Consider the following 14,519-nt stretch of genomic DNA (forward strand, 5'->3'; position numbering starts at 1 on the left):
TCGTTGTGCTTGACCGAGATCTTGAAGTCGTGGAAGTCGTGCTCCTCGAAGAGGCTCGCCTCCCAGACGGCCGACTCGACGAGCGCCTCCGGGGTCGCCTTGCCGTACTTCGCCAGCAGCCGCCGGTCGAGGGAGCCGGCGTTGACGCCGATGCGGATCGAGACGCCGGCGTCCTTGGCGACCTGGGCGATCTCCTTGACCTGGTCGTCGAACTTGCGGATGTTGCCCGGGTTGACCCGCACCCCCGCGCACCCGGCGTCGATGGCGGCGAAGACGTACTTCGGCTGGAAGTGGATGTCCGCGATGACCGGGATCTGGGATTTCCTGGCGATGGCCGGCAGGGCGTCGGCGTCGTCCTGGCTCGGGCACGCCACCCGGACGATGTCGCAGCCGGCCGCGGTGAGCTCGGCGATCTGCTGGAGAGTGCCGTCGATGTCGGTCGTCTTCGTCGTCGTCATCGACTGGACCGAGATCGGGGAGTCGCTGCCGACGCCCACCTTGCCGACCCGGATCTGACGGGTCGTGCGCCGCGGGGCGAGGACCGGCGCGGGAGCCGACGGCATGCCGAGAGAGACACTCATGGGAACCATTATCCCTCGGGCCCTCGGCGGTCAGTCCCGGGTCGCCCCGGTGGGGAAGTCGAGACGGCCCCAGATGGGACCCCTGCAGCGCGGGACGAACCGGTCGGCGACCTCCCAGACCTGCGCCGGTGGCGGGTGCGGGGCGTCAGCCGAAGAGACTGATCGGCTTGACGATGTCGGCGTAGATGAGCAGCACCGAGAAGCCGATGAGCAGGATCGACATGCCGTAGGCGATGGGCAGCCCCTTGGCGACGTCGACGAAGCCGGGGTCGGGCCGGTGGCGCAGCCTGGCCCAGCCCTTCTTGAGCCACTCCCACAGGGCCCCCGCGACGTGCCCGCCGTCGAGCGGCAGGAGCGGGATGAGGTTGAAGACGAACAGGGCGAGGTTGAGCGAGGCGATGAGCAGGACGAGCTGGGCCAGCTTGAGCCAGTTGCCGCCCTCGTCGGCCGGGATGTCCATCGCGGCGACCTCGCCGCCGATGCGGCCGACGCCGACGATGGAGACCGGACCGTTCGGGTCCCGCTCGCCTGAGCCGAAGGCGGCCTGCACGATGCCGGCCATCTTCTGCGGGATGCGCACGAGCACCCCGGCGGTGTCGAGCGTGCGGTCCCAGACGAACTGGGGCGCCTCGACGAGTGGGGTCCTGACGAGCTCCTGGCCCGGGACGACGCCGAGGAAGCCCATCGACGTGAGCACGAGGTCGCCGCCCTTGGTGACCGGGTTGCCCTGCGCATCGTAGGTGGCGCGGTCGAGCACTGCCGGGTGGACCACGACCGTCTCTTCCTTGCCGTCACGCTGGACGACGAACGTCAGGGTCTTGCCGTCGCTGTCGCGGATCGCGTCGGAGACCTGCTCCCAGCTCGTGATGGGTGTGCCGTTGACGGCGACGAACCGGTCGCCCACTTGCAGGCCCGCGGCGACGCTCGGCGCCTTCGGGTCCCCCGGCTGGCACTCCGGTTGCGGCATCTGCACGGTCGGGGTGGCCGTCGGGACGCAGGTCGACAGGGCCCCCACCTTCGGGGCGACCTGTGGCAGGCCGTAGAGCGTGATGACCCCGGTGAGCAGGACCGCCGCGATGAGCAGGTTCATGAGGGGCCCGCCCATCATGACGATGATCTTCTTCCACGGCGCGAGCCGGTAGAAGACACGCTCCTCGTCGCCGGGTCGCACCTCCTCCATCGCGTCGGCACGGGCCTGGTCGGCCATCTGGCTGAACCGACCGGTCGACACACTGCGCAGCTCGCCCGGCTTGTCCCCTGGTCGCGGCGGCAGCATCCCGATCATCCGGACATAGCCGCCGAGCGGGATCGCCTTGATGCCGTACTCCGTCTCGCCCCGGTGCCTCGACCAGATGGTGGGACCGAACCCGACCATGTACTGGGTCACCTTGACCCCGAGCTTCTTGGCCGGCACGAGGTGCCCGATCTCGTGCAGCGCGATGCTCAACGCGACGCCGACGGCGACGACGAGCACACCAAGCAGGAACAGCACGCCTCCATTGTCACATCACGAACCAGTGGGACCGGGCCGCTCCGGCGAGATCCGTACGGTCAGGCAGGCCGCGACGCACGTCACGCGATGACACCGCCGGGATCCCTGAGACACCGACCCTCGTCTGGTCAGGTGCGGGCGCCGGCGGCGCCCCGCGCCCATTCGTCGGCGGCCAGGACGTCGTCGAGCGTGAGGTCGGTCAGCTTGGAACCGGGCTCAGCGGCATACGCGTCGACCACGTCTGCGACAGTGTCGACGATGGCGGGGAAGCCGATCCGTCCCGCATGGAACGCGTCGACACACACCTCGTTGGCGGCGTTGTAGACGGCGGGCCACGTGCCACCGGCCTGCCCCACCCGCCGGGCGAGCGCCACCGCCGGGAACACCGCGTCGTCGAGGGGCTCGAACTCCCACGACTGGGCCTGCGTCCAGTCGACCGGCACGTCCACGTCGGGGATCCGCTCCGGCCATGTCATCCCCAGCGCGATCGGCACGAGCATCCGCGGTGGCCCGGCCTGCGCGATCGTGGAGCCGTCGACGAACTCGACCATCGAGTGGACCATCTGCTGTGGGTGCACGACGACGTCGATCCGCTCGAACGGGATGTCGAAGAGCAGGTGCGCCTCGATGACCTCGAGCCCCTTGTTGACGAGGGTCGCCGAGTTCGTTGTGATGACCCGGCCCATCGAGAAGTTGGGGTGGGTGAGGGCCTGCTCCGGCGTGACCCCCTCCAGCTCGGCGCGGCTGCGGCCTCGGAACGGCCCGCCGCTCGCGGTGATGACAAGGCGGCGCACCTCGCCCTCCGAACCGCCTCGCAGGCACTGCGCGATCGCGGAGTGCTCGGAGTCGACCGGCACGATCTGGCCCGGCGCCGCTGCCGCCTTGACGAGCGGCCCGCCTATGATCAGCGACTCCTTGTTCGCCAGCGCCAGGGTCGTGCCGGCGCCCAGCACCGCGAGCGTCGGCTCGAGGGCGATCGCGCCGGTGATGCCGTTGAGGACGACGTCGGCGGGCCGGGCCGCGAGCGTCGAGCTGGCCTGCGGCCCGGTCAGCAGCTCAGGTTCGTATGTCGCTGAGCCGGCTTCGTCGGCCGCGTGACCGATCGCTCGGGTGAGCTCATCCTCGCTGGCCTGGGCCACCGCGACGACCGTCGGGCGCAGCTCGACCGCCTGGCGGGCGAGCAGGTCGAGGTTGTGCCCGGCCGAGAGCCCGACGACCTCGAACAGGTCAGGGTTGCGCCGGACGACATCGACCGCCTGGGTGCCGATGGAGCCGGTGGAGCCGAGCAGGATGACCCGGCGCGGACGGGAAGAAGTGGACGCAGCGCTCACTTCCGCATTCTCCCCACGTGGTCCTGCCCCGCGGCTCGGGTCACGCGGGCGACGCATGCCGGCCGCGGCGCCTCACAGCGCGATGCCGACATACTTGGTCTCGAGGTACTCCTCGATGCCCTCGGCCCCGCCCTCACGGCCCACACCGGAGGCCTTGACACCACCGAAGGGTGCAGCCGGGTTGGACACGATGCCCTGGTTGACCCCGACCATGCCGTACTCGAGCGCCTCGCTGACCGTGAGCGCCCGGGTGAGATCCCGGGTGAACAGGTAGGCCACGAGGCCGTACTCGGTGTCGTTCGCGAGCCGGATCGCCTCCTCGTCGGTGCTGAAGGTGCGCACCGGCGCGACCGGGCCGAAGATCTCCTCCCGGTTGACGTCGGCGTCGGCGCTCACGTCGGCCAGGACCGTGGGCTGGAAGAACCAGCCGGGACCCTCGACCGGCTGTCCACCGGTCAGCACCGTCGCCCCCTTGGCGACGGCGTCGTCGAGCAGCGCGGCCACCTTCTCACGGGACTTCTCGTCGATGAGCGGCCCCACGTCGACACCGTCGTCGGTGCCCCTGCCCCAGCGGAGCGCACCCATCCGGGCGGCGAGCCTCTGGGAGAACTCGGCTGCGACCGACTCGTGCACGTAGAACCGGTTGGCCGCGGTGCATGCCTCGCCGATGTTGCGCATCTTGGCCAGCATCGCCCCGTCGACCGCCTTGTCGAGATCGGCGTCCGCGAAGACGAGGAACGGCGCGTTGCCGCCGAGCTCCATCGACACCCGGAGGATCTGCTCGCTCGCCTGCTCCATCAGGGCTCGCCCCACGGGGGTCGAGCCGGTGAAGGTCAGCTTGCGAAGCCGCGGGTCGCGGATGAGCGGCTCCATGACCGCGCCGCTGTGGCTCGTCGTGACGACGTTGAGCACGCCCGGCGGCAGCCCGCAGTCCTGCAGCAGGCCGGCCAGGGCGAGCATGCTCAGGGGGGTCTGGCTCGCCGGCTTGACCACCATCGTGCACCCCGCGGCGATGGCCGGGCCGATCTTGCGGGTGCCCATCGCGAGCGGGAAGTTCCACGGTGTGATCATCAGCGTCGGACCGACCGGCTGCTTCATCGTCAGCAGGCGGGTCGCGCCGTTCGGTGCCGTGGACCAGCGTCCCGAGATGCGCACCGCCTCCTCGGAGAACCACCGGAAGAACTCCGCGCCGTACGCCACCTCGCCTCGCGACTCGGCGAGGGTCTTGCCCATCTCCATGGTCATCAGCAGGGCGAACTCCTCCGCCCGTGCAGTGATCTGCTCGTATGCCGCTCGCAGCAGCTCCGCGCGGTCGCGCGGTGCCGTCCTGGCCCAGTCGTGCTGCGCGGCCACCGCGGCGTCGAGGGCGGTGCGGCAGTCACCCGGGGACGCGTCGGCGACATACGCGAGGACGGCTCCGGTGGCCGGATCGTCGACGGCGAGCTTGCCGCCACCGTCGGCGTCACGCCACTCTCCGCCGATCAGCAGGCCCTTCGGGACGGACTCGATCACTGACTGTTCTGTCACGCTCTCCATGCTCCGACCCTAGTCCCGCCCGCCCGCGTCGCACCGGTGAGGTGCTCCGCCGAACGACCAGTAATCGCCGCCCGGGTCTCGGAGCGTGCCTGCCGCGGACCTCGGGACTCGATGGTGGTCGTCGGGCGAGACCCAGGACCGGCGTACCCCGTGCGCCGCGGCCCGTGTGAGCAGTCGGAACTGTCGACGGCTCGGCGCCGTTCACAGGGTGGCTTGACCTCGCCGCCCGCCATGAGACAAAGGAGCCGTGATGGGATTCCTCGACAGACTGCTCGGCCGTGAGCCGCAGCGTCCCGCGACCCCGATGCCCGTCCCGAGCGGGCGTCCCTACGAGGTACCACCACCGGGTGGCGGAGCCTCGGTCGACGACGAACGGGCGATCGCGCGCTACCGGTACCTGTTGCGGACCGCGCCCCCGGAGGACATCGAGCGAGTGCACACCGAGGCTTTCGCCCAGCTCAACCAGGAGCAGCGCCAGATGGTGCTGCAGCGGCTGACCGAGGACCTACCCGAAGCTGAGCGGCCCCGCACCGCAGAGCCCGCAGACCTGGCGCGCAGCGCCACTCGGGCCGAGATGTCTCGCCCGGGCTACCTGCAGCGTTCCTTCGGTGGCGGCGGCATGGGCATGGGCGGCATGTTCGCCGGGTCGATGCTCGGCACCATCGCCGGGGTCGTCGTCGGTTCGGCCGTCGCGAACGCCCTGTTCGATGGCTACGCGTCGTCACCCGAGGCGGCCGAGGCCGGCGACGCGGGTGCAGATGCGGGTGGTGACGGCTCAGGCGGGGACGGCTCGGGCGGGGACGGCTCAGGGGGTGACTCGAGCGCCGGCACCGGCGGAGACGCCGGCAGCGACCCGGGCATCGGCGATGCGGGAGGGGACTCCGGCTTCGGGGGCTTCGGTGACTTCGGTGGCGGGGACTTCGGCGGCGGCGACTTCGGCTTCTGACACGCGCAGTTGCGGCCTGAACCCGCTGCTCCTGACCGAGCCCAACGGCATACCACCGGGTTCGACCTCGAACACACCGTTCGGGGTCAGACGCCGGCGAAGTGGAAGCCGGCCGCGATCACCAGGATGACGGGCACCGAGACGAACGTCGTGACGAAGATGGCGTCGCGGGCGAGGTTGACCTCGCGACGGTAGCGGACGGCATACGTGAAGATGTTCTGCGCGGTCGGCAGGGCGGCAGTCACGACGACCGCGAACAGCGCCTGCCCGCGCATGCCGATGAGCAGGCCGACGCCGAGGGCGATCGCCGGCATGACGAGGGTCTTGAGCACGACGATGGCCCAGACGTGCCGGGCGGCGCGGCCGGCGGCCGGCCTCGGGCCGCGACGCAGCGAGATGCCGAAGGCGATGAGCATCGAGGGGACGGCCAGGCCCGCGAGCATGTCGATCGAGCCGGCGACGACGCGCGGCAGGTGCACGTCGAGGACCGAGATGAGCAGACCGGCAGTCGCGCCGATCGTGATGGGGTTGCTGAACATCCGGCGGATGCTGCGCAGCACCGTCGGCCGCTCGCCACGGGCATCGCTGTCGAACAGGGCCATGTAGACCGGCGTGATGATGAGCAGTTGCATCAGCAGGGTCGGGGCGACCCAAGCGACATCACCGAGGACGTAGAGGGCGATGGGGATGCCGAGGTTGCCGGCGTTGACGTAGGCCGACGAGAGGCTGCCGATGAGGCGGGTCCCGAAGGGGGCAGACCGACCTCGCGACCGCACCGCGAGCAGGTAGATCGTCACCGTCGCGGTGAAGGCGATGAGCGAGGTGACCAGGTTGCGGGAGAGGACCGCGTCCAGCGGCGTGCGCTGCATCACCTGCAGGAGCAGCGCCGGGGAGGCGATGTAGAAGGCGAGCCTCGCCAGGTTGTTCTGCGCCGCCTCGTCGAGGATCCTCAGGTGGGCGAGGACCCACCCGACCACGACGATGATCGCGATCGTCGCGAACCCTTCGAGGACACCGACCACCGGCCGATCCTGTCAGGTCGGGCAGGTGATTGGTCCCCTCCGCGTCAGGAGGTGGTCTCCACGGCGAGCTCACCGTCGGCGTACCGCTTGCGCAGCACCTTCTTGTCGAACTTGCCCACGCTCGTCTTGGGGACCTCGTCGATGAACGCCCACCGCTCGGGCACCTGCCAGTGCGCGATCTTGGTCTCGAGGTAGTCGCGCAGCTCCTGTGCGGTCGTGCTCGAGTCCTGTTTGAGGACCACGGACGCCAGCGGGCGCTCCTGCCACTTGTCGTCGGGGACACCCACCACCGAGGCCTCGAGCACGTCCGGATGCCCCATGAGGACGTTCTCGAGCTCGACCGAGCTGATCCACTCGCCGCCGGACTTGATGACGTCCTTGGCCCGGTCGGTCAATGTGATGAACCCGTTGGCCGAGAACGTCCCGACGTCACCGGTACGCAGCCACCCGTCGTCGAACTTGGCTGCCATGTCGGCCAGCTCCGCCTCGGACTCGGTCCCGTTGGAGTAGTACGACTCGGTGACCCACGGACCGTGGATCTCGAACTCGCCGACCGTCTCGCCGTCGGGCTGCACGGGGCTGCCGTCCGGCCCGATGATCCGGCCCTCGAGGCCGCAGAGGATGCGGCCCTGGCTTGCCTTGTAGGCCCAGTACTCCGCCGACCCCGGCTCTGCCGGCGGCGTGGTCGAGAGCGAGGCGACCGGCGAGGTCTCGGTCATGCCCCAGCCGTGGATGATGTCGATCCCGTGACGCTCCTGGTAGGCCTGCATCATCGGCAGCGGCGCCGCAGACCCCCCGACCATGAGCATCCGCACCGACGAGACGTCGACGTCGTTGGTGTCGAGGTGGTGCAGCAGGTCGTTCCAGATCGTCGGCACGCCGGCCCCGCCCGTCACCTTCTCGGTCGAGATCATGGCGGCGAGCGGCGCGGCCTGCAGGAAGCGGTCCGGCATCACCAGGGTCGAGCCGGTGACCATCGCGGAGTAGGGGAAGCCCCAGGCGTTGGCGTGGAAGAGCGGCACGACGATCAGCAGCCGGTCGGACGTGGTGATGCCCAGGGACGCGGCCACCGCCATCGAGTGCAGATAGTTGCTCCGCTGCGAGTAGGCGACCCCCTTCGGGTTGCCCGTGGTGCCGGATGAGTAGCACATCGATGCTGCGTCCTCGTCGTCGAGATCGCCCGGCCAGTCGAAGGTCGTCGGCTGCCCGGCGAGCAGCTCGACGAAGTCGTGGACGCTCTCGACGTGGCTCGGCGCGCCCAGGGCCGAGCGCGTCTCGTCGTCCACCGGGCCGCTGACGATGACATGGCGCACCTCGGGCAGGTGCTCGAGCAGCTTGGCGAAGGGTGCCGCGAGCGTGTTGTCGACGATGACGACCTGGCTGCCGCCGTGCCGCGTGACGTAGACCAGCTGCTCGGGGAAGAGCCGGATGTTGAGGGCGTGCAGGATGGCCCCCATGGACGGCACCGCGAGGTAGGCGACGAGGTGCTCCGCGTTGTTCCACATGAACGTGCCGACGCGCTGGTCCGCGGTGATCCCGAGCCCGCGCAGCGCGTGCGCGAGCTGGGCAGCCTGCTCACCGAGCCGCCGGAAGGTGGTGCGCCTGCCCCCGTCTCCGGTCCAGGTCACGACCTCGCTGGCGCCGTGCACGGTCGTGCCGAAGCGCATCAGCGTCGAGATCAACAGGGGCGTGGGCTGCATCGTGCTCCTCATGACTGGCACTCTGCCACCCGGCCGCAGCCACGTCAGCGCTTTGGTGCCGCGCATCCCCCGCGGGCCGGGTTGCCGGTCGCAACCCCCGCGGTCGGCCCGGCCCGGTGCGGCAGGATGTCGCCCATGGAGATCGAGACGCTGGAGGAGCTCGACGACTACCTCGACTCCGGTACCAGCCTGACCGGCCTGCGGCTGCAGGGACTCGACCTCAGCGACTACGCCCCTCGCTTCGCGGGCCGGCCTGGCCTGACTGGGCTCGTGGTCCTCGGCGGGATCGTGCCACCCGACGTCGCCGAGGTCCTCCTCGTCGGCGGGGCCGTCGTCTTCCCGGGTCTGGCCGGCGCCCCGATCGACCCGTGGGCTGGCCTCTACCTGCCCGAGGACCTCTATGCCGACCTCGACGAGCACGGCTATACCGGCACGCCCGACGCTCGGGCCCACCGATGGTTCACCGACACCCGGATCGCGAGCGACGCCTTCGCCACCCTCGTGCGCGCCATCCACGACGACACCGTCACCGACGACTTGGACGCGTTCGTCGGCAACCGCAGGGTGGTCGGCGTCATGGGCGGCCATGCCGTGGCCCGCGGCAGCGACGACTACGTGGCGGCAGCCCACCTCGGGCATCGGATCGCCGCCCTCGGCCACCTCGTCGTCACGGGGGGCGGCCCCGGCACGATGGAGGCCGCGAACCTCGGTGCCTTCTGCCGCGACACCGCCACCCTCGAGGCGGCCCTGCCCCGCCTTGCCGCGGTGCCGGGCTTCCAGCCGGACGTCACGGCGTGGGCCCGCCTCGCGATGACGGTTCGCCGTGAGCTGCTGGAGCGCGACGACACCCTCGATGGCCGGCCGGAAACCCTTGGCCCCTCGGCCCGCTCGCTGGGCATCCCGACCTGGTTCTACGGCCACGAGCCCCCCAACGTGTTCTGCGACGCGGTCGCGAAGTACTTCTCCAACGCGCTTCGTGAGGACGGCCTGCTCGCCCGGTCCACGGCCGGGATCATCGTGCTGCCCGGCGCTGCCGGCACCGTGCAGGAGATCTTCCAGGCCGTCACGCCGCTGTACTACGCCGCCGGCGACGCCGCGCTGGCGCCTCTCGTCCTCGTCGGGGTCGACCACTGGAGCCGAGCCGTCCCTGTCTGGCCGGCCCTGCAGCGACTCGCGTCCGGCCGACGGATGTCTGCGTCGGTCCACCTCGTCGACGGGCTCGATGACGTCCTTGCCCTCCTCGCTTGACTCCCCGACGCGGACCCGCTCCCGGACGGCCGCCCCAGGGGCGCCGGGCAGAAGATGAGGTATGCCGTCGGGCGAGCTGGGCGGCATACCTCACCCCTCGACTGCCCCGGAGGCGACCACGGACCGCATCTCCTACGATGCGGGGTAAGGCTGGCACCACCGGCCCGAGACAGGGGGCCTCTCGCATGACCCACCCGACCCAGACGCCGACGTCCCACGCCGAGCGGAGGGCTGTCCGTCGGCTGCGCCACGACGCCGGCGACCGGCCGATGATCGTCATCTGGGAGGTGACCCGCGCCTGCGCCCTGGTATGTCGGCACTGCCGGGCCGACGCCCAGCACCGCCGCGACCCGGGTGAGCTGACGACCGAGCAGGGCCGGGCCCTGCTCGCGGACATCGCCGGCTTCGGCACGCCGTACCCCATCGTCGTGCTGACCGGCGGTGACCCGTTCGAGCGGCCCGATCTCGCCGACCTGGTCCGCCACGGCCACTCGCTCGGCCTGCACATGGCGCTCTCGCCGTCGGTCACCCCCCGGCTGACCCCGGCCGTCCTGACGGAACTCCGCGCGGCCGGTGCGGGAGCCATGTCGCTCTCCCTCGACGGGGCGAGCGCCTCGACGCACGACGCGTTCCGCGGCGTGGCGGGCGTGTTCGAGCAGACCCTCGTGGCGGCGGGGCAGGTCCGCGAGGCCGGCTTCCGGCTCCAGGTGAACTCGACGGTGACCAAGGACAACGTCGACGAGCTGCCCGCGCTGCTCGAGCTGGTGCTCGGCCTCGGGGTGTCCCTGTGGAGCGTCTTCTTCCTCGTGCCGACCGGTCGGGGCCGGCTGCTCGACGCGCTGGAGGCCGAGCAGGTCGAGGACGTGCTGCACTGGCTGCACGACGTGTCGGACCTGGTGGCGCTCAAGACGACCGAGGCGCCGCACTACCGGCGGGTCGTGATCGAGCGGGCGCGGGCCGAGTCCTCCGCTGCGCCGGGCCCGGTCCTCGGTGATCTCTACCACCGGCTGGCCGCGGCCACCGCGCCGATCCGGGCCGGACGGGCGGGGGCGCAGCGACGTCCGCGCCCACCGATCGAGGTCAACTCGGGACGCGGCTTCGCGTTCGTCGACCACCGCGGCGACGTCTACCCGAGCGGGTTCCTGCCGCAACGGTGCGGCAACGTGCGCGAGGGCGGCTTCCGCGAGGTGTACCGGACGAGCCCGCTGCTGCGTTCGCTGCGCGACCCGGAGCAGCTGCGCGGCAAGTGCCGGGACTGCGAGTTCCGGGTCGTCTGCGGGGGCAGCCGCTCGCAGGCCTATGCCGTGCACGGGGACGTGCTCGGCTCGGACCCGAACTGCGTGCACCTCCCGCCGGCCGCGACCGTGCCGGCGGCCCCCGCCATGACCGTGCCGGCGGCCCCCGCCGCCACGGCCTGATCGGCACGAGACTCAGCTGCCGCGCAGCACCGGGCCCAGCGCGTCGAGGACGGAGACGTCCTCGATCGTCGCCGGCACCGCGGGAGTCTTCCCGTCGGCGATCTCGCGCATCGTCTTGCGCAGGATCTTGCCCGAGCGGGTCTTGGGCAGGCCTGCCACGATGTCGACCTGGCGCAGCGCGGCAACCGCGCCCACCTCGCCACGCACCCGAGTGACGAGCTCGGCGCGGATGCGGTCGCCCTCGGCCGTGGCGTCGATGCCCGACTTGAGCACCACGAGGGCGCGCGGCACCTGACCCTTGAGCTCGTCGCTCACCCCGACGACGGCGCACTCGGCGACCGCCTCGTGTCCGGCCAGCGCCGCCTCGATGGCCCCGGTGGACAACCGGTGGCCCGCGACGTTGAGCACGTCGTCGGTGCGGCCCATGACGAACAGGTAGCCGTCGTGGTCGACGTAGCCTCCGTCGCCGGTCAGGTAGTAGCCGGGGTAGGCGGACAGGTAGGACGACACGTAGCGCTCGTCGTCGTGCCAGAGCGTCGGCAAGGTGCCGGGGGGCATCGGCAGCCTGATGCAGATCGCCCCCTCCGTGCCGGCCGGCACCTGCTCGCCCGCGCCGTCGAGGATGCGCACGTCGTAGCCACAGACGGGCAGGGTCGGCGACCCCGGCTTGATCGGCAGCAGCTCGATGCCCTTGGGGTTGCAGGCCACCGGCCAGCCGGTCTCGGTCTGCCACCAGTTGTCGACGACCGGGACACCCAGCACGTCCGTTGCCCACTCGTAGGTGTCCGGGTCGAGCCGCTCACCGGCGAGGTAGAGCGTGCGGAACCGGCTGAGGTCGTAGTCGCGCAGCCGCTCGGCCTTCGCGTCCTCCTTCTTGATCGCGCGGAAGGCGGTCGGCGCCGTGAAGCACGAGACGACGCCATACTCCTCGATGACGCGCCAGAACGCCCCGGCATCGGGGGTGCCGACCGGCTTGCCCTCGTAGAGCACCGTCGTCGCGCCGAGCAGCAGCGGGCCGTAGACGATGTACGAGTGCCCGACGACCCATCCGACGTCGCTGGCAGTGAACATCGTCTCGCCGGGCTGCACGTCGTAGAGGTTGTCCATCGACCACCGCAGCGCGACCGCGTAGCCACCCGAGTCGCGGTAGATGCCCTTGGGCTTACCCGTCGTGCCCGACGTGTAGAGGATGTAGAGCGGGTCGGTGCTCGCGACCGGCACACAGTCCGCACCGGCACGCGCCGCCGCACCCGTGACCAGCTCACCCCAGTCGAGGTCGCGCTCCCCCAGCTCGGCGCGCAACTGCTCGCGTTGCAGGATGACGCAGTGCTCCGGCTTGTGGTCGGAACGCTTGATCGCCTCGTCGAGGAAGGGCTTGTAGGGCACGACCCGGCTCGGCTCGACACCACAGGAGGCCGAGATGACGACGCGAGGGGTGGCGTCGTCGATGCGGGCGGCGAGCTCCTGCGGCGCGAAGCCGCCGAAGACGACGGAGTGCACGGCACCGATCCGGGCGCACGCGAGCATCGCGACGGCCGCCTCGGGAACCATCGGCAGGTAGATGACGACGCGGTCGCCCTGCTCGACCCCGAGGCCCTTGAGGCCACCGGCGACCGCCCGCACCTGCTCGAGCAGCTCGGCGTAGGTGATCGTCCGCTTGCTGCCCGTCACCGGCGAGTCGTAGTGGATGGCCGGCTGCTCGCCACGCCCCGCCTCGACGTGCCGGTCGACGGCGTTGTGGCACACGTTCAGGACCGCGTCCGGGTACCAGCGGTAGAACGGCGGGTTGTCGTCGTCGAGGATCCGCTCGGGTGGCGTGACCCAGTCGATGTCGGCTGCCGCGTCCCGCCAGAACCCTTCGGGGTCGCTCAGGCTGCGCCGGTAGAGGTCGCCGTATGCCGCTGTGCTCGCTGCGTCGCTCATGTGCCCACCCTGCCGTGTGGCGCTGACCCAGGCCAGTCCCGAGTTCGTCACACCGGGTTCGGCCGGGGCCGGTACATGGTCGCCGACCAGATCAGGCGGTCGAGGCGGCCAGCTGCCCGCAGGCCCCGTCGATGTCCTGCCCGCGGGTGTCGCGGATCGTGGTCGGGATGCCGTGCGCGCGCAGCCGCTCGACGAAGTTCTGCTCGACACCGGGACGGCTCGCGGTCCACTTCGAGCCGGGTGTCGGGTTGAGCGGGATCGGGTTGACGTGGACCCAGCCCCGGCCACGAGCGACCAGCTTCTCGCCGAGCAGGTCGGCGCGCCAGCCCTGGTCGTTGATGTCGCGGATCAGCGCGTACTCGATGGAGACCCGTCGACCGGTGGCGTCGAAGTAGCGGCGGGCCGCGTCGAGGGCCTCGTCGACCTTCCACCGGGTGTTGATCGGCACGAGCTCGTCGCGCAGCTCGTCGTCGGGGGCGTGCAGCGACAGGGCCAGCGTGACCGGGATGCCTTCGGCGGCGAGCTTGTCGATGGCGGGCACGAGGCCGACGGTCGACATGGTCAGGCCGCGAGCCGACATGCCGAGGCCGTCGGGGGTCGGGTCGGTCAGCCGGCGGATCGCGCCGATGGCTGCCCTGTAGTTGGCCAGGGCCTCACCCATACCCATGAAGACGACGTTGCTGACGCGCAGCGGGGCCGCCCGGTCGGTGTCGCCACCACCGGCCAGCTCACCGTGTCGCAGCGCCCGGGCCGCCCAGACGACCTGCTCGACGATCTCGGCGGTCGACAGGTTGCGGGTCAGTCCGGCCTGGCCCGTCGCGCAGAACGGGCAGTTCATGCCGCAGCCGGCCTGGCTCGAGATGCAGATGGTGACCCGGCCGGGGTAGCGCATCAGGACCGACTCGACGACGGCGCCGTCGTGCAGCCGCCATGCGTACTTCAGCGTCTGCCCGTCGTCGGCCTGGCGGCGCACCATCGGGGTGAGCAGGCTCGGCAGCAGGTCGTGGACGAGGTCGGCGCGCACGGCCTTGGGCAGGTCGCTCATCTGCTCCGGGTCGGTGACGAGCCGCTCGAAGTAGTGCGTCGAGAGCTGCCTGGCCCGGAAGCCCTGGTGGCCGAGTGCCGTGACGACCTCGGTTCGCTCCGCCGGGGTGAAGTCTGCAAGGTGCCGTGGCGGCTTGCCGCGCCGCGTTGCGCGGAAGGTCAGCCGCCCCGGCTCAGGCCGCGCGGTCGGCTCAGGTCGCGCGGTCGGCTCGGGGCGGGTGGTCGTGGGCTTGGGCGGCGGCGCAGGGCTCGAGGCGATCGGCTCGGGCAGCGGCGTC

The 14,519-nt window shown here is 71.1% G+C and carries 11 protein-coding genes; 3 read left to right on the forward strand and 8 right to left on the reverse strand.

All coding sequences use genetic code 11. The annotated features are described in order from the left end of the window. From L0H79_RS14780 to L0H79_RS14795, 4 genes are all read right to left on the reverse strand, one after another. Positions 1-581 (reverse strand): flavodoxin-dependent (E)-4-hydroxy-3-methylbut-2-enyl-diphosphate synthase (locus L0H79_RS14780; protein WP_301485398.1); only part of this gene is annotated, 581 nt, incomplete at its 3' end. A 145-nt stretch (positions 582-726) separates the two neighbouring features. After that, positions 727-2,073 carry an RIP metalloprotease gene (locus L0H79_RS14785; protein ID WP_301485399.1) on the reverse strand — a complete coding sequence of 449 codons (1,347 nt, stop codon included), beginning with the start codon at positions 2,071-2,073 and terminating at the stop codon, positions 727-729. A gap of 128 nt (positions 2,074-2,201) precedes the next feature. Then, entirely contained in the window at positions 2,202-3,404 is a 1,203-nt protein-coding gene (gene dxr, locus L0H79_RS14790; RefSeq protein ID WP_301485400.1) for a 1-deoxy-D-xylulose-5-phosphate reductoisomerase, read from the reverse strand. Between the two features lie 72 nt (positions 3,405-3,476). Further along, positions 3,477-4,940: an NAD-dependent succinate-semialdehyde dehydrogenase gene (locus tag L0H79_RS14795; RefSeq protein ID WP_301485401.1), complete on the reverse strand. Its 1,464-nt coding sequence runs from the start codon at positions 4,938-4,940 to the stop codon at positions 3,477-3,479. Positions 4,941-5,190: 250 nt separating this feature from the next. Between L0H79_RS14795 and L0H79_RS14800 the strand changes: the two genes are divergently transcribed. Next, on the forward strand, positions 5,191-5,886 hold the full coding sequence (locus L0H79_RS14800; RefSeq protein ID WP_301485402.1) for a hypothetical protein: 696 nt from the start codon (positions 5,191-5,193) through the stop codon (positions 5,884-5,886). Between the two features lie 86 nt (positions 5,887-5,972). Here L0H79_RS14800 and L0H79_RS14805 read toward each other — a convergent pair whose 3' ends face one another. Together L0H79_RS14805 and L0H79_RS14810 are read right to left on the reverse strand one after the other, a co-directional pair. After that, positions 5,973-6,908 (reverse strand): AEC family transporter, encoded by a 936-nt coding sequence (locus L0H79_RS14805; RefSeq protein WP_301485403.1) that lies wholly within the window; start codon positions 6,906-6,908, stop codon positions 5,973-5,975. Between the two features lie 44 nt (positions 6,909-6,952). Next, on the reverse strand, positions 6,953-8,608 hold the full coding sequence (locus tag L0H79_RS14810) for a fatty acid--CoA ligase (protein ID WP_301485404.1): 1,656 nt from the start codon (positions 8,606-8,608) through the stop codon (positions 6,953-6,955). A gap of 135 nt (positions 8,609-8,743) precedes the next feature. Here L0H79_RS14810 and L0H79_RS14815 point away from each other — a divergent pair, with 135 nt between their 5' ends. Both L0H79_RS14815 and L0H79_RS14820 read left to right on the forward strand, forming a co-directional pair. After that, entirely contained in the window at positions 8,744-9,856 is a 1,113-nt protein-coding gene (locus L0H79_RS14815; protein ID WP_301485405.1) for an LOG family protein, read from the forward strand. Between the two features lie 185 nt (positions 9,857-10,041). Further along, entirely contained in the window at positions 10,042-11,274 is a 1,233-nt protein-coding gene (locus tag L0H79_RS14820) for a TIGR04053 family radical SAM/SPASM domain-containing protein (RefSeq protein WP_301485406.1), read from the forward strand. 12 nt (positions 11,275-11,286) lie between these two features. On the opposite strand, the gene L0H79_RS14825 is transcribed toward L0H79_RS14820, so the two are convergent. Both L0H79_RS14825 and rlmN read right to left on the reverse strand, forming a co-directional pair. After that, a complete protein-coding gene (locus L0H79_RS14825; protein ID WP_301485407.1) occupies positions 11,287-13,197 on the reverse strand; it encodes a propionyl-CoA synthetase in 1,911 nt (636 codons plus the stop codon). Between the two features lie 91 nt (positions 13,198-13,288). Then, on the reverse strand, positions 13,289-14,404 hold the full coding sequence (rlmN, locus tag L0H79_RS14830; RefSeq protein ID WP_301485408.1) for a 23S rRNA (adenine(2503)-C(2))-methyltransferase RlmN: 1,116 nt from the start codon (positions 14,402-14,404) through the stop codon (positions 13,289-13,291). Positions 14,405-14,519: the final 115 nt, after the last annotated feature.

The organism is Intrasporangium sp. (assembly GCF_030452765.1).
Taxonomy (GTDB): domain Bacteria; phylum Actinomycetota; class Actinomycetes; order Actinomycetales; family Dermatophilaceae; genus Intrasporangium_A.